24 protein-coding genes are annotated in these 23,291 nt (G+C 61.9%); 4 read left to right on the plus strand and 20 right to left on the minus strand.

Annotation, left to right across the window (positions count from 1 at the left end; translation table 11 throughout):
- Window positions 1-304: 304 nt before the first annotated feature.
- Entirely contained in the window at window positions 305-2,281 is a 1,977-nt protein-coding gene (locus tag BUS06_RS22525; protein WP_074266648.1) for a methyl-accepting chemotaxis protein, read from the plus strand.
- Window positions 2,282-2,343: 62 nt separating this feature from the next.
- On the opposite strand, the gene BUS06_RS22530 is transcribed toward BUS06_RS22525, so the two are convergent.
- Complete coding sequence (locus BUS06_RS22530) at window positions 2,344-2,997, minus strand: glutathione S-transferase family protein (RefSeq protein ID WP_074266649.1); 654 nt, start codon at window positions 2,995-2,997, stop codon at window positions 2,344-2,346.
- Between the two features lie 226 nt (window positions 2,998-3,223).
- Between BUS06_RS22530 and BUS06_RS22535 the strand changes: the two genes are divergently transcribed.
- Entirely contained in the window at window positions 3,224-4,615 is a 1,392-nt protein-coding gene (locus BUS06_RS22535) for a polyhydroxyalkanoate depolymerase (protein ID WP_074266650.1), read from the plus strand.
- A gap of 67 nt (window positions 4,616-4,682) precedes the next feature.
- Here BUS06_RS22535 and BUS06_RS22540 read toward each other — a convergent pair whose 3' ends face one another.
- The 10 genes from BUS06_RS22540 to BUS06_RS22580 all read right to left on the minus strand — a co-directional run bounded on the left by BUS06_RS22540 (window position 4,683) and on the right by BUS06_RS22580 (window position 11,731).
- Window positions 4,683-5,117: a cupin domain-containing protein gene (locus BUS06_RS22540; protein WP_074266651.1), complete on the minus strand. Its 435-nt coding sequence runs from the start codon at window positions 5,115-5,117 to the stop codon at window positions 4,683-4,685.
- Window positions 5,118-5,233: 116 nt separating this feature from the next.
- On the minus strand, window positions 5,234-5,848 hold the full coding sequence (locus BUS06_RS22545; RefSeq protein ID WP_074266652.1) for a flavin reductase family protein: 615 nt from the start codon (window positions 5,846-5,848) through the stop codon (window positions 5,234-5,236).
- Window positions 5,849-5,985: 137 nt separating this feature from the next.
- A complete protein-coding gene (locus BUS06_RS22550; RefSeq protein ID WP_254369070.1) occupies window positions 5,986-6,861 on the minus strand; it encodes a 3-hydroxyacyl-CoA dehydrogenase family protein in 876 nt (291 codons plus the stop codon).
- A 260-nt stretch (window positions 6,862-7,121) separates the two neighbouring features.
- Window positions 7,122-7,433, minus strand: a complete 312-nt coding sequence (locus tag BUS06_RS22555; RefSeq protein WP_074266654.1) for a helix-turn-helix domain-containing protein — start codon at window positions 7,431-7,433, stop codon at window positions 7,122-7,124.
- Complete coding sequence (locus BUS06_RS22560; RefSeq protein WP_074266655.1) at window positions 7,430-7,774, minus strand: type II toxin-antitoxin system RelE/ParE family toxin; 345 nt, start codon at window positions 7,772-7,774, stop codon at window positions 7,430-7,432. Before BUS06_RS22560 ends, BUS06_RS22555 begins: the two co-directional genes overlap by 4 nt.
- Before the next feature lie 144 nt (window positions 7,775-7,918).
- The gene (locus tag BUS06_RS22565) at window positions 7,919-8,209 is read right to left on the minus strand and encodes a hypothetical protein (protein ID WP_074266656.1); all 291 of its coding nucleotides are present in this window, start codon (window positions 8,207-8,209) and stop codon (window positions 7,919-7,921) included.
- A 442-nt stretch (window positions 8,210-8,651) separates the two neighbouring features.
- On the minus strand, window positions 8,652-8,810 hold the full coding sequence (locus tag BUS06_RS37910) for a hypothetical protein (protein ID WP_167379418.1): 159 nt from the start codon (window positions 8,808-8,810) through the stop codon (window positions 8,652-8,654).
- Window positions 8,811-9,020: 210 nt separating this feature from the next.
- Window positions 9,021-9,329 (minus strand): hypothetical protein, encoded by a 309-nt coding sequence (locus BUS06_RS22570; protein ID WP_074266657.1) that lies wholly within the window; start codon window positions 9,327-9,329, stop codon window positions 9,021-9,023.
- A 255-nt stretch (window positions 9,330-9,584) separates the two neighbouring features.
- Window positions 9,585-10,925 (minus strand): hypothetical protein, encoded by a 1,341-nt coding sequence (locus BUS06_RS22575; RefSeq protein ID WP_074266658.1) that lies wholly within the window; start codon window positions 10,923-10,925, stop codon window positions 9,585-9,587.
- Window positions 10,926-11,044: 119 nt separating this feature from the next.
- Window positions 11,045-11,731 carry an MgtC/SapB family protein gene (locus BUS06_RS22580; protein WP_074266659.1) on the minus strand — a complete coding sequence of 229 codons (687 nt, stop codon included), beginning with the start codon at window positions 11,729-11,731 and terminating at the stop codon, window positions 11,045-11,047.
- A gap of 154 nt (window positions 11,732-11,885) precedes the next feature.
- On the opposite strand from BUS06_RS22580, the gene BUS06_RS22585 reads away from it, so the two are divergent.
- On the plus strand, window positions 11,886-12,983 hold the full coding sequence (locus BUS06_RS22585) for an AGE family epimerase/isomerase (RefSeq protein ID WP_074266660.1): 1,098 nt from the start codon (window positions 11,886-11,888) through the stop codon (window positions 12,981-12,983).
- Window positions 12,984-13,019: 36 nt separating this feature from the next.
- Here the strand turns inward: BUS06_RS22585 and BUS06_RS22590 are convergent, their stop codons facing one another.
- Complete coding sequence (locus BUS06_RS22590) at window positions 13,020-14,639, minus strand: methyl-accepting chemotaxis protein (RefSeq protein WP_074269239.1); 1,620 nt, start codon at window positions 14,637-14,639, stop codon at window positions 13,020-13,022.
- Window positions 14,640-14,887: 248 nt separating this feature from the next.
- Between BUS06_RS22590 and BUS06_RS22595 the strand changes: the two genes are divergently transcribed.
- On the plus strand, window positions 14,888-15,322 hold the full coding sequence (locus BUS06_RS22595) for a PaaI family thioesterase (RefSeq protein ID WP_074266661.1): 435 nt from the start codon (window positions 14,888-14,890) through the stop codon (window positions 15,320-15,322).
- A gap of 4 nt (window positions 15,323-15,326) precedes the next feature.
- Here BUS06_RS22595 and BUS06_RS22600 read toward each other — a convergent pair whose 3' ends face one another.
- From BUS06_RS22600 to BUS06_RS22635, 8 genes are all read right to left on the minus strand, one after another.
- Window positions 15,327-16,175 carry an ureidoglycolate lyase gene (locus tag BUS06_RS22600; RefSeq protein ID WP_074266662.1) on the minus strand — a complete coding sequence of 283 codons (849 nt, stop codon included), beginning with the start codon at window positions 16,173-16,175 and terminating at the stop codon, window positions 15,327-15,329.
- A 45-nt stretch (window positions 16,176-16,220) separates the two neighbouring features.
- Window positions 16,221-16,964, minus strand: coding sequence for an SDR family oxidoreductase (locus tag BUS06_RS22605; RefSeq protein WP_074266663.1), 744 nt, complete (start codon window positions 16,962-16,964; stop codon window positions 16,221-16,223).
- A gap of 58 nt (window positions 16,965-17,022) precedes the next feature.
- The gene (locus tag BUS06_RS22610; protein WP_074266664.1) at window positions 17,023-17,856 is read right to left on the minus strand and encodes an amidohydrolase family protein; all 834 of its coding nucleotides are present in this window, start codon (window positions 17,854-17,856) and stop codon (window positions 17,023-17,025) included.
- Window positions 17,857-17,862: 6 nt separating this feature from the next.
- The gene (locus BUS06_RS22615; RefSeq protein ID WP_074266665.1) at window positions 17,863-18,903 is read right to left on the minus strand and encodes an aldo/keto reductase; all 1,041 of its coding nucleotides are present in this window, start codon (window positions 18,901-18,903) and stop codon (window positions 17,863-17,865) included.
- Window positions 18,904-19,020: 117 nt separating this feature from the next.
- Window positions 19,021-20,343, minus strand: coding sequence for a UxaA family hydrolase (locus BUS06_RS22620; protein ID WP_074266666.1), 1,323 nt, complete (start codon window positions 20,341-20,343; stop codon window positions 19,021-19,023).
- Window positions 20,344-20,371: 28 nt separating this feature from the next.
- Window positions 20,372-20,695 (minus strand): UxaA family hydrolase, encoded by a 324-nt coding sequence (locus BUS06_RS22625; RefSeq protein WP_429289134.1) that lies wholly within the window; start codon window positions 20,693-20,695, stop codon window positions 20,372-20,374.
- Window positions 20,696-20,719: 24 nt separating this feature from the next.
- Entirely contained in the window at window positions 20,720-21,763 is a 1,044-nt protein-coding gene (locus BUS06_RS22630) for an ABC transporter permease (protein WP_074266668.1), read from the minus strand.
- On the minus strand, window positions 21,753-23,288 hold the full coding sequence (locus BUS06_RS22635; protein WP_438803548.1) for a sugar ABC transporter ATP-binding protein: 1,536 nt from the start codon (window positions 23,286-23,288) through the stop codon (window positions 21,753-21,755). The genes BUS06_RS22630 and BUS06_RS22635 overlap by 11 nt, the downstream gene beginning before the upstream one ends.
- Between the last annotated feature and the right edge of the window lie 3 nt (window positions 23,289-23,291).

The raw sequence follows: 23,291 nt of genomic DNA on the forward strand, positions 1-23,291 counted from the left end.
TATTTGACCAACATAGACCAAATTTTACAGTTAATCAAGTTTCCAGCCCAAACAGAATTGGTCTATCCTGACTAAATATAGGCCTTATTTTGTCAACATAGACTAAATCACTCCTCCAAAATCGTCGGGGCTGGGCTTTTCATCTGCGCCCGCAGCTTGCGCTGTCCAGAGTTGTATCCCTCCCCGCTGCAAACGTTTTCGACCTCAAGAAATCACCTGATCTGCCGTAAAAAGAGCAAGGGCGCACTTTGTATCGGCGCACGGCTGCGCTCTATTCCTCTCATCTTCTTACCCGCAGAAACCCATGGAACTACTCTCTTTGCGTCGCGCCAGCGTCGGGGCCAGGCTCGCCATGCTTTCGTGCACGCTGGTCGCGCTGATCTTTGCCGCGTTCACGTGGGCGCTGACCCGCTCGGCCGGCGAACAGGTGAGCGAGCAGGTGCTGGCCCGTATTGCCGAGAAAGACCGCTCGATCGCCGCAATGATCGCCCTGTTCAACCAGGGTCTGTCAGCCGAAGTTGGCCGTTCGATGACACTATTCGCCAGTCTGCTGCCGGCCACGTACACGCTCGACGAATCGCAGAAAGTCGACATCAACGGCGTCGCGACACCCACCATTAAAGCCGGCGACAAAGTCCTCAATATGGACTTCTCGATCCCCGACCAATTCCTGCAAAGCAGCGGCGCCATCGCCACCGTATTCGCGCGCACCGGCGACGACTTCGTGCGCGTCACCACGTCGCTGAAGAAGCAGGACGGCAGCCGGGCCATCGGCACGCTGCTCGACCGTAAAGGCCCGGCCTACGGTCTGATCGTTGCAGGCAGAACCTTCACCGGTCTCGCCACGCTGTTCGGCAAGCGTTACATCACGCAGTACCGGCCCATCACGGACGCCAGCGGCAAGGTGATCGGCGCGTTCTTCGTCGGCGTGGACGTGGGCGCGCAGATCCAGTCGGTTCAAGACGGCATCCGTCAGCTCAAGATCGGCGACAGCGGCTATTACTTCGTGCTCGACGCGTCGAACGGTGCGGACCGCGGCAAGTTACTCGTGCATCCGGCCGCCGCCGGCCAGCTCGCCGACGACACCACCGCACCGTACAAGCAGATGCTCGACATGCAGCAAGGCCAGCTCGAATACCGCTCGGCCGACGCGACACTCGGCGAGAGCTCGGCGCAAGACAAATATGTGTCGTTTGCCACGGTGCCGGAATGGCACTGGCTGGTGGGTGGGATTGCACCGCGCGATGAAGTGATGGCCGAGGTCAAAGCGACCCGTAACCGCTTCCTGCTGATTGGCCTCGCGCTGGTCGTCGCGTTCGCCGTGGCTTTCCTGATCGCCGTGCGGCGTCTGGTAAGTCGTCCGATCGAGGAAGCCGCCAAGGCGTCCGAGCGTCTTGCCGCGGGCGATCTGAGCGTGCGGCTCGTGGATGGGAACAGCGCCCGCGCCGATGAGATCGGACGCTTGATGCTGGCGATAGACGGCATCGGCGAGGGCATCGCGCGCATTGTGGTCCAGGTGCGCAATGCGTCGTCCGACATGACGCAAGGCACCGCGAAGATCGCCACCGACAGCGGCGATATCGCCTCGCGCATCGCCGTGCAGGCGAGCAGCCTCGAAGAGACTGCCGCGAGCATGGAACAGATGACGTCGAACGTCCAGCAGAACGCGGACCACGCCGCACAGGCCAATACACTCGTGACGAGCGCCTCTGAAGCAGCACTGGAAGGCGGCCGCGCAGTGGAACGCGTCGTCTCGACGATGGGCGACATCACGCGCTCTTCGCAGAAAATATCCGACATCACCAGCGTGATCGAGGGCATTGCGTTTCAGACCAATATCCTCGCGCTGAATGCAGCGGTCGAAGCCGCGCGCGCCGGCGAACACGGCCGGGGATTCGCAGTGGTCGCATCCGAAGTGCGTGCACTTGCTCAACGCAGCGCTGCTGCCGTGAAGGAAATCGAAGCGCTGATCGGCGAATCGACCGCGCGGGTTCAAAGTGGCTTCAAGATCGCCGAAGAGGCGAGCGCGACGATGCATGGCATCGTTGAACGGGTCGGCCAGGTGCGCGCGATCATGGGTGAAATTAGCGTCGCGTCGCGCGAGCAGTCGGGCGGCATCGAACAGGTGAATATCGCCGTTACGCAGATCGGCGAAGCGACCCAGCAGAACGCCGCGATTGTCGGCAACGCAGAACAGGCCGCCGCAGAACTACGCGATCAAGCCGCACGGCTCGCGCAGGTGGTGAGCGTGTTCAAGCTGGACGCAGGGCGTCGGGATTGATCCGGAGCCCTGCCGTCCGACGTGTGCCGGGTCTGAAGCGAAACGCGAAGTTGTGAGGGTGCTTAGAATTCGACGTCCAGCTCATCGATCTCGTCGATTTCCTGCTGCGCGTCGGCGATCCATTGCTGCATCTCCGGCAGCGCGAGGATGCGCTGTCCGTATTCGACGATATCCGGGTCAAGCTTGACGTCATAGGTGACAAAGCGGGTCACCACAGGTGCATACATCGCATCGGCGACACTACGTTCTCCAAACAGATAAGGGCCGCCGTATTGCTCGAGACACTCGCGCCAGATTGCGACGATCCGGTCGATGTCGGACTGCGCGCGTGCCCACACCTTGAAACCTGGAAAGTGCGCCTTGAGGTTCATGGGCAGTGCCGAGCGCAACGAACCAAACCCCGAATGCATCTCGCCGCTGATCGCCCGGCAGTGCGCCCGGGCGCGCCGGTCGTCCGGCAACAGCTTCGCATCGGGCTGCACCTCGTTGAGATACTCGGCTATCGCCAATGTGTCCCACACCTTGATGCCGTCGTGAAACAGACAAGGCACTAGAATCGATGGCGAAAGCAGGAGCAGTTCGGCGCGCGCGCTGGGGTCATCCACCGGCATCACGATCTCTTCGAAAGGCAATCCGCTGAACTTCGTCAGCAGCCAGCCCCGCAGGGACCATGACGAATAGTTCTTGCTGCTGATGGTGAGCGTCGTATTCGCCATACCAATCTCCTCCTAAGCGGGAGCCCTGTCTGTGCTGCCCATGGTGTCGGGTCGCCCTATGCACGCTGTGGTGCGTGCGCGCACCAAACCGCGGCAAAACCAGCACCCTGCTCGCAATGGTGCAAATGCTATGCCAGCGTGGGCGGGTGCCGGGCACTGCCTGGCGCATTGGCACACGTATTGCCTCTATTCGGGCTCCTTCCTTTTGGGCATTCGTGCGAAGGCTATGAACCTGTTCGCATATCCCGCTTACCAGGCGTTTGCCGACCTGATGCTTCCGGCCCGGCACGGCGCGGCGCTTATCAATCATTCGTTGAACGCATGGCCGGCGTTCAGCGAAACGCCACACGGCCGTTCGCTACGTGCGTCTTGCGACCTGATCACGCTGGCCGGTCTGACGCACTCGAGACCACCGTTCGAGCTGGACACCATCGAGGTGGACGGCAAGCCCATCAAGCTTGTCGAGGAAGTTGCTGCGCGCACGCCGTTCTGCTCGCTGCTGCATTTCCGCAAGGAACAGGCCCCCTCACCCGCTCAGCCGCGCGTGCTGGTGATTGCGCCGATGTCCGGCCACTTCGCGACCCTGTTGCGGGGCACCGTCAAGACGATGCTCGCCGAGCACGACGTCTACATCACCGACTGGCACAACCCGCGCGACGTCCCGTTGTCGCAGGGACGCTTTGGCTTTGAGGAATTCGTCCAGCACATTATCGACTTCGTTGAAGCAATCGGTCCCGGTACCCATCTGCTGGCTGTTTGCCAGCCGACGGTTGCCGCCCTCGCGGCGGTGTCGCTGATGGCCGCGGACGACCATCCCGCGCAGCCCGCGAGCATGACGCTTATGGCTGGACCGCTCGATACGCGCATCAATCCGACCAAGGTCAACGCGCTCGCCAAGAGCAAGCCGATTGAATGGTTCGAACGCAATCTGATCAGCGCGGTGCCGTTCGGCTTTGCCGGCGCACACCGCCGCGTGTATCCCGGCTTCGTGCAGCTCAACGCGTTCATGGCGATGAATCTTGGCCGTCACCTCGATTCGTTCGAGACGATGTATTACGAGCGCGCCAAAGGCGATCCGGCCAAGGCGGACACCATCCGGATCTTCTACGAGGAATACTTCGCAACAATGGATCTGACGGCGGATTTCTATCTGGAAACCGTCGAGACCGTATTTCAACGCCATGCGTTGCCGCTGCATGAGCTGGAGGTGGGCGGACGCCTGATCGAACCGTCGAAGATTCGCCGCACGGCCTTGTTAACCGTCGAGGGTGAGAAGGACGATATCTGCGCGGTCGGCCAGACGCTCGCGGCGCAAGATATGTGCGACAAGCTTCGGCCTTATCTGAAAACCCATCATGTGCAGACGGGCGTCGGCCATTACGGGGTGTTCAACGGCCATCGTTGGGAGCGGCATATCTATCCACGTGTGCGGGCAGTGATCTACGACAACGAGCCGCGTGCGGTCGCGGTCAGCTCACGTGCACAGGCGATCCGGCCGGTGCCTGTGGCAGCGGCGCCGATTGCCGCGCCAGCCGCATCTGCTGTAACGGCGGCGGCTGCGGACGCGTCATCTTCGGGTAAAGCGTCGCTGGCATCGCCACGAAGCAACGTCGCTTGAGTTGAACCGGTAGGAGACGCTTCGTTGCCTGCGCCCTACCGGCGGCCTGATACGATTTCTGCCACGTTCAAGCCGTTACGCCTTTCCACGGCGTGACGGCCGGGACGTCGCACGGCCCCTCCACGTCGATCGATTTGAAATCCGCAGGCGAAACAATTTCGATGTACTCCATATCTTCGGAGTAGTCGAACAGGTAGTGAACGATGCCGGGCGCCTGATGGACGCAATCGCCGGCGGCGACAAGCGTCTCCTTCTCGCCATACATGAAGCGCGCCCAGCCCTTCAGCATGATCACAATGTGGAAATCGGCCTCATGACGGTGCCAGCCGGTGCCTTGCTCTGGTGCATGGTTCGCCTTCACGAGTTGCGCCAGAACCTTGCCTCCCGTCGCTTGCGCGATACCGAGATCGCGATAGAGAAAGAAGTCGCGCAGGCCCTGGTCCTCATACGAAGTGTCTTGCGGACGGACATGCGAAAACTGCGTGGCGAATTCGGTAGACATGATCGCGCTCCAGGAAGATGAACGGGCAAGGAAAACGGCACGGTGAGCGCCGTTTTCAAGCATCAAGCGTTCCAGCTTCGCTGGTGGCTATTTTCAAACCGGCGAACCACAATGGTTCACGCAGTCGGACGGATCATCTGAAACATCTCGCCGATCTGCGCATAGTCGGCGCGATAGCCCGCGCGCATGATCGGCTGGGCCGCGTGCGTGTCGAACAGACCGTCCTTGAGATAGGCATTCTGGATATGGACGCCGACCACCTGGCCGAGGGCGAGGTAGTTATCCATCGGTGTTCCGTCGAGGGAGTTCAGGCGCACGATCTGTAGCAGCTTGCATTCGAGCGCTGCGGGCGATTCGCCGACGTGCGGCACCGAAACGCTGCGGCCCGGCACCGGCGTGAGTCCGGCGAGCTGGAATTCGTCGACCTCGGGGGCAACCGGTGCGGAGCTGCGGTTCATCTGCTCGGCAAGCGGCTTGGTGGCGAGATTCCAGACGAATTCGCCGGTTTCCTCGATATTGCCGATGCTGTCTTTGCGGCCTTCACTGCAGAAACCGATGATGGCCGGGAAGGTCGCGAAGGCGCCAAAGAAGCTGTACGGCGCCAGGTTGAGGTGGCCGGCAGCACTGCGGGTCGAGATCCAGCCGATCAGGCGCGGAGCAACGATCGCCTTGAACGGATCGTGCTTGAGACCGTGGCCTGTGGCCGGGTCGTAGAAGTAGGTGTCGTTCATGTTGGAGGGAGCGGTTGTCTGGAACTTTTGGGTTAATTGCATGGCTGGCGCCGGTTTCGTGTCTGGCGGCCTGGTTTGTGGAGCGGTGTCGCAAACCCTTCGGGCTTCACGGCATCGACCATCCGGATCACGGCGGATCAACCGCGGCTAATCACTTTTTTGCGTCCTTCCTTCACCTGCGCCAGATGCGCATCGTCCCAATCATAAAAGCCGGCGCCGCTGCGAACGCCTACGCGCCCCACACCGACCTGCTTGCGTAAAAGATCGAGTACGTCCTCATCTTTTGCGAGTTCAGGCATCAAGTGGGAAGCGATATCGAGGAAGGTGTCGAGGCCGCCGAGGTCGGCGCCCTCGAGCGGTCCCACGACACCCCAGCGGCGTCCAAGCGAAGCCTTCACCACACGATCCACCACCTCCGGCGTCGCCGCGCCCGAGCGCACGATGTTGAGCGCCTCACGGAGCACGGCAAACTGCAGGCGGTTTCCGACAAAGCCCGGTATCGCCTTCGTCAGCACAACCGGTTCCATGCCGATGCGGCTCATCAAGGCCACCGTCTGCTGGGTAACGTACGGGTCAGTGAGCGTGCCGGGCACCACCTCGACGAGCGGAATCATATGCGGAGGATTCCAGAAATGCGCGATCAGGAAGCGCTCTTTGTGACGCAATGGAGCGGCGAGCTGATCGGGAGTAAAGCCGCTGGTATTGCTGGCGAGAATGGTGTCGTCAGCAAGCAGTTGAGCGAGCGACGCGTAAACGCGATGCTTCAGCTCCAGTACCTCGGGGATCGCTTCGATGACGAATTGCGCGGCCGCCATCGTTTCGAGCGTAGTGTGCGTTTCGATGCGCGCGAGGGCCGCGCGCTTGGCTGCTGCATCAATGCGGCCAGCGTCGATCAGTTCGTCGAGCACCGCTTCCGCTTTGGGCGCGACGCTGGCGAGACGCGCTGCGTCGACGTCATGCACGATCGTCCGATATCCATGCAACGCGCTCTGCGTCGCAATACCCACGCCCATCAGGCCCGTGCCTACCACACCTACTACTGCGTTATCCAAGCTGCTCTCCCGCTGGGGCGTCGATGAAAGCGTTTAAGGATAGCGCAGAGGCGGGATTTGCGACGGACGGGCTGACGTCAACCTCGCTCGCTGCCTTGTGATGGCTGTCGCATCATGGCGGCGGCTCCGGCTAGATGAGTCCAGGCGAAAGCGCCAAGAAAAGCAGAGAACACATAGCGGAAATAAAAAACCGCCCGAAGGCGGCCTAATCACTTAGGAAGTCACAGTGCTTCGAGCAGTCTCAGTGTCTCTGGATGTTTCTCGACCAGCTTGATCAAAACGGCCGCTTGCGCATTGGGCTTTGCCTTTCCTTGCTCCCAATTCTGATACGTACGCTGATTAACGCGCAAACGTCGAGCCATCACCGCCTGCGATGCGTGTAGCGCCTCTCGAACAGTTCTGATTTCCTCCGGCGAAACGTCAAGTGCGTCAGGAACCTCGACGTCTACCGTGCGCAGCGTCAGTTTGCCTTCGCGTTCGCCGGCAAGTTCAGCCATGCCTTCCTTCAATTCGGCAAACAGGTTCCGCTTCATCGTGCACTCCGTTGCGCAATTTCGACTTCGAGCATGCGCGCCAGCTCTTTGCGCTCGTCGTTCGTTAGATCGCTCATTTCGTCTTTGTCGTAGAGCGTGAACATCCAGAATTGGAAGCCACCGACCCAATAGTAGTAAATCACGCGCAGACCGCCACGCTTGCCCTTGTTTCGCCGCTTATCGGCAAAACGAAGCTTGCGCAGACCACCCGTGCCTCTAATGACATCTCCAGCGCCAGGCTCGGCAAGCAACTCTTCTTGCAAAAACCTGTATTCATCATCCGACAGATAGTCGCTACGATGCTTCCGGAATGCTACCAACTCGACAAAAACGGCTCTCATCTCGAAATATACGCTATTTGCGCATATTTTAGCAATCTGGCGACCTAGGCGGAATTGCAAAACGACAAAGCCGGCCCCTCATCATGAGAGACCGGCCTCGTCAGACCTCACATCGGCGCCAAAGGCGCCGTTACCACCGCACCATTACTGACGGTGGTCGTCGTGCCGATACGGATCCCGATCGTGCGGGTGGTGACGCATCCAGTCGTCGTGCGCCCAATAACGATGGCCGTCCCAATAACGGTCGCCGTGCCAGCCGATATCGATCTGCACGCCCACCGGGATCATTCGCGGTTGGTCATAAGTTGCAACCGGGCCCGGCGCCGAAATCACGACGCGGTCTGCCTGTGCGAAAGCGCTGCCTGCGGTGAGCAATGCGCCGCCAGCTACCAGAGCGGCGAGGATGGTACGCGATGTCTTGTTCAACGTTTTCATAGTGAGACCTCCGATTCAAGGTTTGCTCAGGTGCAGGCTGGCTGATCGCCACGACGCCCGGTGCCCTGCGCTTGAAAACAACTTTAACGGGGCCAAACGATTAAAGACGTGAGCGCTTGTAAGAAGAAGTATCAATATTCGGGGATCGATGAACGAGCCTTTCCGTCGGGAAAGTGCAAGCTTTTTCGCACGTTGGCGAGCCCCTCTACGCCGATCCAGCGCGCTACGGCAGTCAGTCATCGTTACATTCATTTCGGCGTTGAAATATTCAGCAATGCATTCGAAAGCCCTGTTTTTTCTTCTGACAGCTAATTCAGGCCCGTAGATGCACGAATGCCAGGCCGTAAACGAACAAAAGCCACGGCAAGGCCGTGGCTCGTATGCAGCAGCGCGCGCCAAGGGCGCGCACCCGGCGCGGCTCACCGCGCCAGACCTGAGCGAATTAGTCGCTCAGCTTGATGCCGAACAGCGTGGACTGCGCACGACGCTGACGTTCAGCTTCGCGGCTACGCGCTTCGTACGAGTAATCCGAATCCATCGGCAGATGGGGCGACGCGAAGAGGTCGCTGACCTTTTGGAACAATGCAAAGATAACGCTCATGGCGACTCCCGGTTGATTGGTTGCTAGGGTTTTCCCTTAAGAAGCATTATAGGGGTTTTCCCTAGGGAAAAGCTAGTGCGTTGCAACATTTTTTGACTGTGGTCGCTTGTCGCACCCATTCGACGGGATGTTGCGTTGCGTCATTACAACAAGAAAGCTATGCCGGCGCGCAGGCGAACAACACGCGATTCGGCCCTATCAGCTCCGCGATCATTGCAGCGTACTGGGGTGCGCCTTCCTTGTCCGCGCGGTTTTCGCCGCTGCGACACGCTTGCGCGGATTGACGACGGCTGCGTCCAACGTACCCCGCGCGGCATTTTCGGTACGGACCAGCGTGGCGCTAACGACCGATACCAACAGCGCCGGCAACGTCTTTGCGGGGTCGGTCGGGGAATTCGCGGCGGTGCCGCTCGCCAGAAACTCGACATTCAATGCCCAGTGACCCTCGTGGATGCCTTGGGCGCGCAGCAGCGCCTGAATCAGTTCGTCGATTGAAAATTTGTGTTCGCTGGTCGCCATCTTGCGCTCGTCAGAAAGCCGGCCGGGGGTCCGGCCATCGTTTGTGCTTTGACAATGCAAGTTTAAATCCCGCGATTCGCCTCAGGAGGCGTGCTGGCGTCGCCTCGCCTTACCGCACCTATCATTTGCGAGCGTCGGCGCGCCGTGTCTTTGAAAGCGGCGTGGTGGCTTGGCCTTGCGAGACGACAAGAGGGGCAACAGGTTGAGCGGGCGACGGATGCCGCAAGCGGCATCGCGTCTTCCGACCCGATTCGATCAGTGGGCAGCGGGAAGCGCTTTAGGCTTGTGAGCGTGCGTGTGCGCTTTTCGCTTGCTGGCGGGTGCAGCAGCAGGCGCCGCGGTAGCAACAGCGGGAGGAGGCGTCGCAATCGGCGCCGCGGCAGTAGACGCGGCACCTGCTACCGGATTCGCCATTGCGAGGTGTGCGTCGAGCAGACTCGTCATTGCCGTCTGCTCGTTCTGCATCAACTGTTCGATACGGTGCTGCTGCGCCGTGGTTTCACGAGTCAGACGCATCAGCAGAACGGTCTGCGTGATGCCGATCGCCACAGTCATCAGCAGCGCCCCGACGACGATCGACAGCATCCATTTCATCCGGCGCGTATGGTCGGTCGCCGCGTGGCGCTGATCGGAGATCACGCCGTACAGCGCGTCGACTGTGTCGGCGAATGCCGTCGCGCGAGCCCGGTCGAGTTCCGGTGCGCTCGCCGGCGGGGTGGATAATCCCGCCGCGTCGTTGGGCAAGGGCTTGGCCTCCACCGTCGTGGGCCCAGTCGACGCGCGATCCAATGCCTCGCCGTTCACATCCGCCGTCTCGCTGGAGGCGGTTGCTGACTTCGCAAAGCTTGCAGCAATGCGCTGAGACGGCAAAGCCGCCGGCTTAGAATTGTCGGCCGTGGAGGTCGGCGTAGTCGGTGGGCTCGGCGTAGTCGTGGCGATCGACGTAGCCGGCACAGTCGGGCTGAACGATGAATCGCCGCTCGGACGCCGTGCGGTCACGCTGCGCACCAGGCTCGCCGCCGCCATCGACGGTGAGACGAGCGTCGAGCTAACAGCCGGCGAGGTCTGCTGCGAATCGTCCACCCGTATCGCCTGCCCATCCGCCACGTCTACCACTTCAGGCACCACCCCGCCAGCGCCCGCAGCATCGGAAGATAAATCCTTAGGCGCACTCACTTTCTGCGTCGGCTCGATACGTTCAAACCCGGCCAACGGCACCGCCGCATAAGCCGCTTCGGTCCTCTCACGCGGCGCACGGCGCGCCGCCCGCGCTTCGGACGAAGTGCTCGCCGCGCCCTCCAGACTGGTCGCCGCACCAACCGCAGCCAGTACAATGTCCGGCAATTCAAAGCCATGCAGCGTGCCTTGCCGGATGTCGATATTCATCGCCTCCAGCGTCGCGCGGGTGGGATCGTCGGGGAACATGTCGAGCGTGCTGTCGTCGCGCGACGCGTCGCTCAGTTGGGCTAAGCGCTGCGCCGAGCGGGCAGCGCGTGCCAGTTTATTTTCGGTCTCGGTGGAGACGGTATTGGCGCGCCGCTTCTTCGAGCCGGCGCGGGGTGTACGGGACTGCGTGGATGCTGCGGAATCTGCCATAGAGAAAGAAGCGGTCGTCGCCGGCCACCGGGCGCCGAATGCCGCTACAAAATGCCATCAGTTTTTTCGAGAGCGCATTGTCTCACGGCCAACCGCGCCAGCTAAAGCCCATCGCCGATTTAAACCGTCGGATCGTCCTCGCGAAGCTCCTTGACGCAAGGCAGTTCACGCAAGCGATCGCGAATCGCAGCATATTCGGTTGAGGAGACCCGGTGCAGCGTGATCATCACCACATCGAACTCGGGCGCATCGTCGCTCTGTTGCATCACGAACTGTTTGACACGCGGGCTCGCCGCGCCGAGCGCATCGTGCAGCGAGTGAAACGTGAGCGCACCGCGCTCGACCAGCAACGTCAGCTGACGCCGCTGCTTGACTGTGATGAAACGCCGCTCGAGCGGTTTGATCCCCGCCAGGATGATCAGGATGATGATGGTCGCCGCGATCGACGCCGTGTACATGCCACCGCCCACCGCCAGCCCGATCGCCGCCACCGACCACAGGCTCGCCGCAGTCGTCAGCCCGCGCACGATCTCGCCGCGCATCAGGATCGAACCCGCTCCCAGAAAGCCGATACCGGAGACCACCTGGGCAGCCATCCGCGAGGGATCCAGTACGACGTTCTGGGCGCCGAGCACATCGGCAAAACCGAACGCGGAGACAATCATGATGAGCGCCGAGCCGACGCACACCAGCATGTGCGTGCGCAAGCCCGCGGCCCACGACAGCCGCTCACGCTCGATACCGATGACGCTGCCAAGCGCCGCGGCCAACACCAGCCGCGAGACCAGTTCGACATTGCCCAGCATGGTTGTTCCTCCTTATCTGAAATTATTGGAACCGCATTTGAGAGGGTCGCAAACGTGCCCTCGCTGACGGTTTGCTTTATGCTTGGACCCGCGCTGCCTTGCCGGACCCAGCGCCCGCAACCTTGTACGGCTCTACCCCAAGCAGATTCATAGCATGAACACACCCGCCTCCGCGATCACCCTTGCCGCCGCCCTGCGCGATCATTTTGCACGCGTCGTTCTGCCCATCTGGCGCGGGCCGGGCTTCAACATTGCATTGAAACTGCCGTACGAGGCAGTCAGCGCCGAAAGCCATCGCCCCCTGCCGGCCGAACGCTACCGCGCGATGGCTTGCGCACGGCAATTGTTCGTTTTCTCCCAGGCAGGTGATACGGCCCACGCCGAAGGCCTGTTCGATGCGCTCGTGCACTACTTTCAAGACAAGCAGCGGGGCGGATGGTTCTATAGCGTCGATTCAGAAGGTACGCCGCTCGATACGACCAAGGACCTCTATACGCACGCTTTCCTGGTCTTCGCGTGTGCCGAATACGGCGCGCGTTCGGGCAATCGGGATGCGCTGGACCTGGTGCACAGTACGTCGGGGCTGATCGAAGACCGCTTCGCGGCGCAGGATGGTCTGCTCAACGCCGCGTTGGACGCAACGTTTTCGACGGTGACCGGCACGCCTGTGCAAAACCCCTTGATGCACCTCACGGAAGCGTGGCTCGCCGCGCGCGCAGCGACCGGCGATAGCGCATTCGATACAGCGCTGCGCAAACTGGCAGGCGCGATCGAACGCACTTTCGTGCATGCGCCGACGGGCTCCATCGCGGAGCTGCCGTTAGGGGCGGATGACAATCGTCTGGAGCCGGGTCACCAGTTCGAATGGTTCTGGTTGGTCAAACAGGCAGGTACGTTGCTGGAAGGATCGGGACTCGACGAGGCTCTGACGCGCGCTTTTGACTTTGCGCAACAGCATGGCGTCGATCCGGTGACAGGCGGCGTCGCTGCATCGCTCGACGAAGCTGGGCGCGTCAAGGACGCGACGCAGCGGATCTGGGCACAGAGCGAATATCTGCGCGCTCTAGCTACACGGAATGACGACGCGGCGCGCGCTGTCTTGCCAAGGCAGATCGAACATTTCCAGCAACGCTTTCTGCACCCGCAAGGATGGTACGAGTGCAAAACGGCTACAGGCGAGGTTTCGCGCGCCGACATGCCGTCGACGACGCCTTATCATCTCGCCACCGCGTATGCAGCGCTGCCTGCCTGACGCGGCTAGATCTGGATAAACCTAAGAAAAGCCTGCTTAAACCGCTGCACCGAACGAAAACTCCCGCTCGTGCTCGCCGCGCAACTCGTCGAACTGCTGCATCCTTAGGACGACATCGGAAATCTCGAACACCGAGACGGCCGCCTTCAGTTGCTGCGTCTGCTGATGCAACGAGGCCGCGGCCGCAGCAGCTTCTTCGACCAGCGCCGCGTTCTGCTGCGTCATCTCGTCCATCTGCACCACGGCCTGGTTGACCTGCTCGATGCCAGTGCTCTGCTCGAGCGACGATGCGCTGATCTCCGCCATCATCTGCGTGACACGCGAGATCGACTCCGAGACATTGCGCATCGCGCCGCCCGCGTGCTCGACGAGCGTCGAGCCACCCTTGATCTCTGTGACCGACTCGCTGATCAGCGTCTTGATCTCCTTGGCCGATTGTGCGCTGCGCTGCGCGAGCCCGCGTACTTCCCCTGCCACCACCGCAAAGCCACGTCCTTGCTCGCCTGCCCGTGCCGCTTCGACCGCCGCGTTCAACGCGAGGATGTTGGTCTGGAACGCGATGCCGTCGATCACCGAAATGATTTCCGCGATCTTGTCCGAGCTCTGCGCGATCCCCCGCATCTTGTCGACCACCTGATTCACGACCTCACTGCCACGCGAAGTGGCATCCAGTGCGGTCTGCGCCAGCGCGTTCGCTTCGCGCGCATGATCGGCGTTCTGCCGCACGGTCGCAGTCAACTCTTCCATGCTCGAGGCGGTTTCCTCCAGCGAGGCAGCCTGACTCTCGGTACGCGCCGACAAATCCGCGTTGCCCGTGGCAATTTCGTTAGCGCCCAGGTAAATCGAGTCAGCCGATTCACGCACCGTCTTCACTGTGCGCGCGACGCTTGCCTGCATTCTCGCCAGCCCCGAAAACAGACGGCCGATTTCGTTGGTGCCACGCGCGCTAATCGCCTGATCCAGCTTGCCTTGCGCAATCCGGTCAAAATGACGGCCCGCCTCTTCGAGTGGCGCAACCACGCCGCGCCGCAGAGCCAGGTAGACTGCCACCGTACCCGCCAGCAGCAACAGCAGGATCGCCGCGCCAACACTGCGGAACAACGCAAGCCGGCTGTCGATCGACTCGAGAGAAGCCCGGTTCGCGGCGTCCGCGAACTCTACGAAGGTATGCAGTTCGCCGAGATAGGCGTCCTGGAAAGACTGAGTGGGCTGATCGAGGAAGGCCTGGATGTTGCCCGAGTCGAGATCCTGCGTCAGCTCGACCAGCGCCGAGTGATATTTCTGATAACGGTCAGTGAGCGCGGCGGCCCGAGCGCTGTTTTCGTCGCTCGTCTTGGTGGCATTGGTAAAAGAGGTGAACGACTGATCCGCCGCCACCAGTTGGTCGCGGGCGTGCTGCACGATGTCGGCCGGTTCGGCGCTGCCCTTCACCATCCGTGTGCTGGCGCGCGACAGGTTGATGCGCGCGTCCATCAGCGCCTGGGTAGTGCGATTCACCGCATCGACCTGATTCAACGCGACATTCGACAGCTCGCCAACGTCGTCATGGGTACGCGTCAACGACCAGAACCCCAAACCTTCCGTCACCAGTTGCAGCAGGCAAAAAGCGGCCAAAACACACAGCAGGCCGGATGCGACCTTGATCTTGCTAAACATCGTGAACACCTGAATTGCATTGAATGACGGGAGAACCACGACGCTGTTTACGGCAACACCAACGTTCTCTTGAGCAAAACCCGGTGAAAGACTGTCTTGCAAGCTGATTCGCGACGCAATCACTCTATTGACATTGATTTACACAATAATCCGCGCGTCATTTTTGCGATTCACCTTGACGTGGCGCGTACGGGCTTCCTAGAGTGGGTAGGGACGCCACCACGGGCATCGCCCCGAAGGATTCGACGATGACAGATCTACTGGACCGGGCACGAGGCGCACTCCATGCCCAGCCCTTCAGCATGCTCCTCGGCGCCGAGCTGATGCACACCAGTGCCAACGAGGTGACCCTATGCCTGCCGATTCGCGACGAGTTGCGGCAACAACACGGCTTCGTTCACGGGGGAGTGATCAGTTACCTGGCGGACAATGCGCTCACGTTCGCCGGAGCGCTCGCACTCGGGCCGCGGGTCGTCACGGGCGAGTACAAGATCAATTATCTGCGGCCCGCGATGAACGGCATGCTGGTCGCGCGGGCGCAGGTCGTCTATGCCGGGCGGCATCAGGCGACCTGTCAGTGCAACATCTTTGTGATGGACGGCGATCGCGAGCGGCTCGTCGCCGTCGCGCAGGGGACAATCAACCGGATCGGCGACGGCGGGGAAACGGTGCCGTCGCCTTGAGGGATTACTCTGCTGCGTAAGTCTTCTGCTGCTGCTCGCCCAGGCCTTCGATACCGAGGCGGATAGTCTGACCCGGCTTCAGATAAATCGGGTTCGGCTTGACGCCCATGCCGACGCCCGGCGGCGTGCCGGTCGAGATCACATCGCCCGGTTGCAGGCTCATGCACTGCGACAGATACGACACGAGCTTCGCGACGGTGAACACCATCGTCCTGGTCGAGCCGTTCTGATAACGGTGGCCGTCCACTTCGAGCCACAAGTTCAGGTTCTGCGGATCGGCGACTTCATCGCGCGTGACAACCCACGGGCCGATCGGGCCGAACGTGTCGAAGCCCTTGCCCTTATCCCACGTACCGCCGCGTTCGATCTGCCATTCGCGCTCGGAGACGTCGTTGATCACGCAATAACCGGCGACGTAGTCGAGCGCGTTCGCCTCATCAATGTATTTGGCCGGCTTGCCGATCACCACGCCCAGTTCGACTTCCCAGTCGGTCTTCTTCGAGCCGCGCGGGATCTCGACGTCGTCGTTCGGGCCGCTGACCGCGCTATTCCACTTGTTGAACACGACCGGCTCGGTAGGCACCGGCAGATTCGACTCGGCCGCGTGATCGGCGTAATTCAGGCCGATACAGATGAACTTGCCGATCCGGCCAACGCACGGCCCAAGGCGCGGATTGCCTTCGACCACCGGCAGCGATGCCGGGTCGAGCTTGCGCAGTTGCGCGAGACCGGCGTCCGTCAGCGTGTCGCCATTGATATCGGCCACCACCTTCGACAGATCGCGAATCTTGCCCTGCGCGTCGAGCAAGCCGGGTTTTTCCTGACCTTTCGGCCCATAACGAAGCAGTTTCATCGTTGCACTTCCCTATCTATCCAGAGTGTTCAGTGAAAAAACAGGCTAGTTCGACCAACCGCCGTCGATCACGTGCGCCTGGCCGGTAGTAAAGCCCGACTCGTCGGAGGCGAGATACAGCGCCAGCGCCGCGATTTCTTCGGTCTTGCCGACGCGGCCCATCGGCTGGCGGGCGACGAACGCCGCCTGCACCGCGTCGACGGTGGCGCCTTGCGCCTGCGCCTGTGCCGCAATCCGCTGTTCGAGCGACGGTGAAGCCACCGTGCCCGGGCAGATCGCGTTACAGCGTACACCACGTGTGACGAAGTCTGCAGCGACGGCCTTCGTCAAACCGATCACGGCCGCTTTAGACGCGCCGTACACGAAGCGATTCGGCACGCCCTTTACGCTCGACGCCGCCGACGACATATTGATGATCGAACCGTTGCCCTTCTCCAGCATTCCCGGCAAAAACGCGCGAATCGTGTGGTACATCGCCTTGGCGTTCAGGTTGAACGCGAAGTCCCAATCTTCTTCCGTCGCTTCGAGAATCGATCCGGCGTGGACGTATCCTGCGCAGTTGAACAGCACATCGATCGGGCCGAGTTCGGCGGCCAGCGCGTGGATCGCGGCCTTGTCGAGCACATCGAGTTTGCGCGCCTCGACCGGCTTGCCGACGAGCGAATCGATACGGATATCGGTAGCGATCACCCGCGCGCCTTCGCTGGCGAAAAGTTCGGCGGTGGCAAGACCGATGCCTTGTCCGGCGGCAGTAATCAGGGCCGTCTTCCCGGCCAGTCTTTGTGTCATCTACGGCTCCAGTTGAAATGGCTTGCGAAGTTTTATACGGGATAGCTTGCCATGAATTTCACAGACGGTAGAACGCCGTCGCGTTCGCGCCGAACACCGCTTCGCGTTCCGCGTCGGATAATCCGCTGAGCAGTGTATTCGCCACCGAATGCCATAGCAGATAGTCACCGTTCAGATCGAGCACCGGCCAATCGCTGCCCCACATCAGACGCGCCGGACCAAATGACTTCAGCAGATGGTCGACGTAGGGTTGCAACGTGGCCTCCGTCCAGCCGGACGCGGCCTCAGTCGCAAGCCCGGAGAGTTTGCAATGGACGTGCGGCAAGCCGGCGAGACGTGTGATGCCGTCGGCCCAACTTTGCCAGCCTTCATGGCCGCCGTCCCGGATCGGCGGCTTGGCGCCGTGATCGACCACGATGCGCAGCTTGGGAAAGCGCTTGACGAACATTGCGAGGGCGTCGACATGGCGCGTAAAAATCAGCGCATCGAACGCGAGGTCGTGAGCAATCAGCGCTTCGACGGCGGGTGCGAGATCGGGATTGGCAATCCAGTCGTCATCAGCGATGTCTTGCAGCATCGGCCGGATGCCCTTGAATTTCGCGTCACGTGCGAGTTCAGCGATCAGGGCGGGTGCATCGTTGGACAACATCGGCACCCAGCCGACCACGCCCGCAATCGACGCCTCTTCGCGCGCGAGATCGAGCAGGTAGCGGGTCTCTTCAACCGTGGGCGCCGCCTGGACGACGACCGTACGCTGCACATCGGCGCGCTCACGCAGCGGGGCGAGATCTTGTGGCCCGAAGGTCCGGTACAGCGACTTCAGATCGGGCGTCAGCCAGCCATAATCGCCACGGGCCGGATCCCAGTAATGCTGGTGAGCGTCGATGTGCATGGGTAGTCAATCCTTAGGCACCGGCGCCCGCGGATCCAGCAGACCTTCGTCGCGCAATGCCGTCCACAGTTCAGCAGGAATCGGGCGGTCGAACGAAGCGACGTTCTCGCGCAATTCTTCGACACTGCGCGCCCCGGTCAGCACGGTTGCGACGGCTGGGTGAGCGTAGGGAAACTGCAGCGCCGCCGCGGCCAAGGGTACATCGTGCGCGCGGCATACGGCTTCGAGCCGCGCCACGCGCTCGATCACTTCTTTGGGCGCAGCGCCATAGTTGAACTTCAGATCCCCTTGAACACCGCGCGCCAGAATGCCCGAGTTAAATGCTCCGCCTAACAGGATACTTACGCCGCGCGCCTCGCAGGCGGGCAACAGGTCGTCGAGCGTTGCCTGTTCCAGCAACGTATAGCGGCCCGCCAACAGCGCGCAGTCGATGTCGAAATCCGCCATCATCTCGAGAACCGCCGCGCCTTCGTTGACACCAAGGCCGACAGCCTTGACCACACCCGCCGAGCGCAATTCATCGAGCGCGCGAAAGCCGCCGCCTTCCGTCAGTTGCTTCCAGTAGACCGGATTCTTATCGCCGTGTGTGACACGGCCGATATCATGAATCAGCAGGATGTCGATCTCGACGATGCCCAGCCGCTGCTGGCTGTCCTCGAACGAACGCAGGATGCTGTCGTGGGTGTAATCGAAGATGGCCTCGAACGGCAGCGGGTCTTGCCAGCCTTCGCTGCCGTCATATGGGTTGGTGCGCGGCACAAAGCGCCGTCCGACCTTGGTCGACAGCACATACTGGTCACGTGGATAGCGACGCAGCGCATCGCCCAGCCGGTGCTCGGCTTTCGTATGGCCGTAATGCGGCGCAGTGTCGAAGAAACGCACGCCTGCGTCCCAGGCTGCGGCAACCGTGGCGAGTGCCTGTTCTTCCGTCAGATCGTGGTAGAGGCCGCCGAGCGGTGCCGTGCCCAGACCGAGCCCGCTCACCTGCAGATCGCGCCGGCCAATCTGGCGGCGCTTTACGACGTTTGAATCAATCGCTGCTGTCATGCAGATGTCTCCATTGTCGGTCCAAGTTAGCGCTTTAGCGCTTACTTGGACCCCATGCAGTTTTACCGCGGTCGGTCCGAGTTAGCGCTTTAGCGCTTACTCGCGTCCCATGCAGTTTTAATGCGAAGCGATCTCCACCACCCGCTGCGCAGACCCCGCGCTCGACGGCAGACACGCCGGGCCAACCGGCTCGAATGTCTTGTACGTCAGGATAAACTCCTGGTGCCCAAGCGTTTCGGACTTCGATGCTACACCTTGCGCCACCGCCACCGTCTGCTCGAACACTTCGCGGCCGACTTCTTCCAGCGTGCCACGTCCTTCGAGAATCCGGCCCGCGTCGACATCCATATCACCCGCGAGATTGCGATAGGTCGCCGGATTCGCACACACCTTGATGACCGGTGAAATGGCCGAGCCCACCACCGATCCGCGTCCGGTCGTGAACAGGATAACGTGCGCTCCGCAGGCGATCAGCTCGCCGATCTCGGCATTGTCGCTAATGTTCGGAAAGCCAAAGCGCGGCTCGCCATCCGGCACCACGTCGAGCAGATAAAGGCCGCCGGTCGGCGGAACATCGCCCGGTTTGATGATGCCGACAATCGGCGACGCCCCGCTCTTCGCGTACGCGCCGAGCGACTTCTCTTCCTGCGTGGTCAACCCGCCGTCTGCATTACCCACCGCAAAACTGCCGTGGCCGAGAATCGAGTAGTAGCGCGCGGCCTTCGCCACGCAGGCGACGATTTCATCGCCCAGTTCCGGTCGCGCCGCGCGGGTTTTCATATGGAACTCGCAGCCCACCAGTTCGCCCGTTTCTTCGAAGATGCAGCTCGAACCGGCCTCGATCAGATGATCGAACGCGCGGCCCACGGCGGGATTCGCGGTGATGCCGCTGGTTCCGTCCGAACCGCCGCAGATCGTGCCGACCACCAGTTCGCTAAGCGCCATCGGCACGCGTTGTTGCGCCGCCAGTTGCTTGCGCGCATCGCGTACCCAGTCCACGCCATACTGGATCGTGCTGCGGGTGCCACCCTTTTCCTGGATCGTGAGCACTTCCACGGGCCGGCCGCTCTCGCGCACCACGTCGACGAGATAGTGCTTGTTCATGCTCTCGCAACCGAGCGACACAAACAGCACCGCGCCCACATTCGGATGCGTAGTGAGCTGCTTGAGCATCTTTTCCGCATAGCCATTCGGATAGCAGCCGGGAAACCCGATCAGATGAACCGCCGGATCGCGCTCGGCTGCGGGATCATCGAACGCATCGAGCGGTTCGCGAAACTGTGTGACGATTTCCCGTGCCACGTGATGCGCGCACTCGACGAGATACGCGACCGCAACGACATTGCGGATGCCCTTGCGGCCGTCGCTGCGCAAATAGCCTTGCAGCATCGGCTGCGTGCCGGCGGTCGTGGAGATCGTTGCTTCGGAAGTGTCAGTCATGATCGTTCCAGCGCGGTATTGCACCGCATCAATGATGCACGAACTCGTGACCTGCATCGTGCGTGTACGTGGGCAGGTAGTCGCTTTCGAGGTTGTGGGTATGAAGATGTTCGCCGCGCGCAACGGCTCCGGTCACGTGGCCGATGACCGCGCCGTAGCGCAGCACCTTGTCGTCTTTCGCCAGCGCGCCGCGTGCGACTTTGTGACCAAGCTCGATCGTCTTGGCGAGCGTGACGCGCTCGCCTTCGATCTCAAGCTCGGTGCCGGCTTCGAGCCGCGCCCCTGCAATCAGGCAGTTGTCCTGCGGACTTAGCAGGATCAGGCGGGCGTCGGTATGCGATGGGCTGCTCAAAATTGTCTCCGCAATGGGTCCGTTTTAGTTCTGGCCTTCGCCGCTCGCGAGGCGCGCCACCATCAGCGAGCCGAGAATAATGGCGCCGTAGATGGCCTGAATCCAGAACGACGGCACTTGTGCGAGCGTCAGCAGGTTTTGCACGACACCCAGCAATAGTACGCCGGATAGCGCGCCGAGCATCGTGCCCTTGCCGCCGTCGAGCGAAATGCCGCCGATCACTGCCGCCGCGAACACGGTAAAGATCATGCCGTTGCCCTGATTCGCGTTGATCGCGCCAACGTAGCCGGTGACGATCAGGCCGCCAAGCGACGCCAGCACGCTGCCCAGCACGAACACGCCCCACGTAATGCGTTCGACGCGAATTCCGGCCGCGCGCGCCGCTTCCGGATTGCCGCCGATCGCATACAGCGCACGCCCAACACGATGGTAGCGCAGCATGAACGCAGCGACAGCGAAGGCCACTGCGGCGAGCCACACGGAGACAGGCAGCCCCAGCACGATCGTGGTGGCGAGGGTGAAGAACGACGGCGGCATATCGAACAGCGTGCCGCCCTTGGTGGCGCCCACGAGCATGCCGCGCAGCACAATCAGCATCGCGAGCGTGACGATGAACGCATTGAGCCGTAAGCGCACCACCAGAAAGCCGTTGATAAAACCAATCGCCGCGCCGACGACGAGAATCGCCAGCAAGCCTGCCGCGGCCGGCCATTGCCAGCCAAAACCGGCGGACGCCGCCGGCATAACGAGCATCGCGCCGACAGCGGGCGCAATCCCCACCGTCGACTCGAGCGACAGATCGAACTTGCCGGTCAGCACGATCAGCGATTCGGCGAGCACGACGAGCGCGAGCGCCGCGGAGGCCCCAAGCACGCTGATCAGATTCGCCCTGGTCAAGAAACTCGGGCTGACGAAAGCACCTATCACAAGCAGTAAAGCAAGCGCGGGCAGCAACGCGAGGTCGCGCAGACGCGCGAGCTCGATCCGCGCCCGGCGGCTGCGCGCGGCAGGCGCGCCGGCCGCTCCTTGAGCCGTAGCGAATGCAGGGCTAGGCACACTATTCTTCATGGAGACTGACTCCTTCAACGGATGCGATCAGGTCGTGGTCCTGCCAACCCGCGGGAAATTCGGCCGCGACGCGGCCACGAAACATGACCAGCACGCGGTCACAGGTACGCAAATCATCGAGTTCGCCCGAGACCACGAGCACCGCTTTGCCCTCTTCACGCACACGGTCCACGACAGACAGCAGCGCTTCCTTCGATTTCACGTCGACGCCGGCGGTGGGGTCGATTAGCACGAGGACGTTCGGATCAGTCGCCAAGGCGCGCGCCATCACGACCTTTTGCTGATTGCCACCGGACAGGCCCGATACGACGTGCTCAGGACCCGGCGTGACGATGCCGAGCGCCTCGATCATCTTCTGGCCGAACGCGTTCTTCTTTGCGGGCGAGGCGAGACCAAACTTGCCGAGCAGGCGCGTGATCGTCATCGAGGCGTTTTCCGCAACCGATTGCGTCAGCACCAGGCCTTCGTGATGCCGGTCTTTCGGCACGCAGCCGATACCGGCCGCCAGCGCCGCCGGCACGTCACCACGCGGCAACGACTTACCTGCTACGCGAATGTCGCCACGGGTCGGCGAACGCAACCCTGCGATCGCTTCCGCGACACTAGTGCGGCCGCTACTCGTCGCGCCAGTCAAACCGATGACCTCGCCGCGCTTCACCGTGAACGACACGTCTTCGTAATCGGCGCCGCCGAGACCCGCGACTTCCAGCGCCACATTCGTATCGGCCGGTAGTGGCTCGCGCGAAGCAGCGTCGGCGACTGCAAGGCCGCCACGCTCGCCGGTCATGGCTTCGATCAACTGCTCGCGCGGCAACGCAGAAACCGGCGCGCTGACGATATGCCGCGCATCGCGCAACACCGTCACCGCCTGGCAGATCTCGTACACCTCCTGCAAATGGTGCGAGATAAACAGGAATGTCACGCCTTCGCGCTGCAACTCGGTGATGCGGCGAAACAGGCGTTTGATTTCATCGCCGTCGAGCTGCGCGGTCGGCTCGTCGAGAATGATGAAGCGCGCGCCATACGACAGCGCCCGCGCAATCTCCACCAGTTGACGTGCCTCGACGCTCAGATCGCCCGCGCGCGCATCTTCGCGCACGTCGATCTTCCAGTGATCGAGCAGTTCACGCGCGTCGCGGCGCATGGCCTGCCAGTCGATCATGCCGCGCCGTTCAGGCTGACGGTTGATGAACAGATTCTCCGCGACGCTGAGGTCGCGGATGATCGTGGAATGCTGATAGACGCAGGCCACACGCTCGCGCCAGGCATCGCGGTCGGCGAGCGAAGGCGCCGGCGCGCCGCCGAAGCGCACCTCGCCGGTATCCGGCTTGCGCAGGCCGGTGAGGATCGACACCAGCGTCGATTTCCCGGCCCCGTTCCGCCCGACGAGTGCATGCGACTCGCCAGGCATCACGCGGATGCTCACGTCGTTCAGTGCGGCGTACGAGCCGAAGCGCTTGGTCACCTCCAGCGCTTCGACCATCGCCTGGCCAGAGGCAGCCGCCGCAACGCCAGGCGCGTGCATGAG

It is taken from the genome of Paraburkholderia phenazinium (genome assembly GCF_900141745.1).
GTDB lineage: Bacteria > Pseudomonadota > Gammaproteobacteria > Burkholderiales > Burkholderiaceae > Paraburkholderia > Paraburkholderia phenazinium_B.

Bases quoted from the DNA above. Each gene is read 5' to 3' on its own strand.
- BUS06_RS22595 (WP_074266661.1), top strand. From the start codon at position 14,888: ATGACAGATCTACTGGACCGGGCACGAGGCGCACTCCATGCCCAGCCC.
- BUS06_RS22530 (WP_074266649.1), bottom strand. From the start codon at position 2,997: ATGGCGAATACGACGCTCACCATCAGCAGCAAGAACTATTCGTCATGG.
- BUS06_RS22560 (WP_074266655.1), bottom strand. From the start codon at position 7,774: ATGAGAGCCGTTTTTGTCGAGTTGGTAGCATTCCGGAAGCATCGTAGC.
- BUS06_RS22615 (WP_074266665.1), bottom strand. From the start codon at position 18,903: ATGACAGCAGCGATTGATTCAAACGTCGTAAAGCGCCGCCAGATTGGC.
- BUS06_RS22545 (WP_074266652.1), bottom strand. From the start codon at position 5,848: ATGAACGACACCTACTTCTACGACCCGGCCACAGGCCACGGTCTCAAG.
- BUS06_RS22585 (WP_074266660.1), top strand. From the start codon at position 11,886: ATGAACACACCCGCCTCCGCGATCACCCTTGCCGCCGCCCTGCGCGAT.
- BUS06_RS22620 (WP_074266666.1), bottom strand. From the start codon at position 20,343: ATGACTGACACTTCCGAAGCAACGATCTCCACGACCGCCGGCACGCAG.
- BUS06_RS22575 (WP_074266658.1), bottom strand. From the start codon at position 10,925: ATGGCAGATTCCGCAGCATCCACGCAGTCCCGTACACCCCGCGCCGGC.
- BUS06_RS22600 (WP_074266662.1), bottom strand. From the start codon at position 16,175: ATGAAACTGCTTCGTTATGGGCCGAAAGGTCAGGAAAAACCCGGCTTG.
- BUS06_RS22630 (WP_074266668.1), bottom strand. From the start codon at position 21,763: ATGAAGAATAGTGTGCCTAGCCCTGCATTCGCTACGGCTCAAGGAGCG.
- BUS06_RS22550 (WP_254369070.1), bottom strand. From the start codon at position 6,861: ATGGGCGTGGGTATTGCGACGCAGAGCGCGTTGCATGGATATCGGACG.
- BUS06_RS37910 (WP_167379418.1), bottom strand. From the start codon at position 8,810: ATGAGCGTTATCTTTGCATTGTTCCAAAAGGTCAGCGACCTCTTCGCG.
- BUS06_RS22605 (WP_074266663.1), bottom strand. From the start codon at position 16,964: ATGACACAAAGACTGGCCGGGAAGACGGCCCTGATTACTGCCGCCGGA.
- BUS06_RS22540 (WP_074266651.1), bottom strand. From the start codon at position 5,117: ATGTCTACCGAATTCGCCACGCAGTTTTCGCATGTCCGTCCGCAAGAC.
- BUS06_RS22525 (WP_074266648.1), top strand. From the start codon at position 305: ATGGAACTACTCTCTTTGCGTCGCGCCAGCGTCGGGGCCAGGCTCGCC.
- BUS06_RS22565 (WP_074266656.1), bottom strand. From the start codon at position 8,209: ATGAAAACGTTGAACAAGACATCGCGTACCATCCTCGCCGCTCTGGTA.
- BUS06_RS22570 (WP_074266657.1), bottom strand. From the start codon at position 9,329: ATGGCGACCAGCGAACACAAATTTTCAATCGACGAACTGATTCAGGCG.
- BUS06_RS22580 (WP_074266659.1), bottom strand. From the start codon at position 11,731: ATGCTGGGCAATGTCGAACTGGTCTCGCGGCTGGTGTTGGCCGCGGCG.
- BUS06_RS22535 (WP_074266650.1), top strand. From the start codon at position 3,224: ATGAACCTGTTCGCATATCCCGCTTACCAGGCGTTTGCCGACCTGATG.
- BUS06_RS22635 (WP_438803548.1), bottom strand. From the start codon at position 23,288: ATGCACGCGCCTGGCGTTGCGGCGGCTGCCTCTGGCCAGGCGATGGTC.
- BUS06_RS22555 (WP_074266654.1), bottom strand. From the start codon at position 7,433: ATGAAGCGGAACCTGTTTGCCGAATTGAAGGAAGGCATGGCTGAACTT.
- BUS06_RS22610 (WP_074266664.1), bottom strand. From the start codon at position 17,856: ATGCACATCGACGCTCACCAGCATTACTGGGATCCGGCCCGTGGCGAT.
- BUS06_RS22590 (WP_074269239.1), bottom strand. From the start codon at position 14,639: ATGTTTAGCAAGATCAAGGTCGCATCCGGCCTGCTGTGTGTTTTGGCC.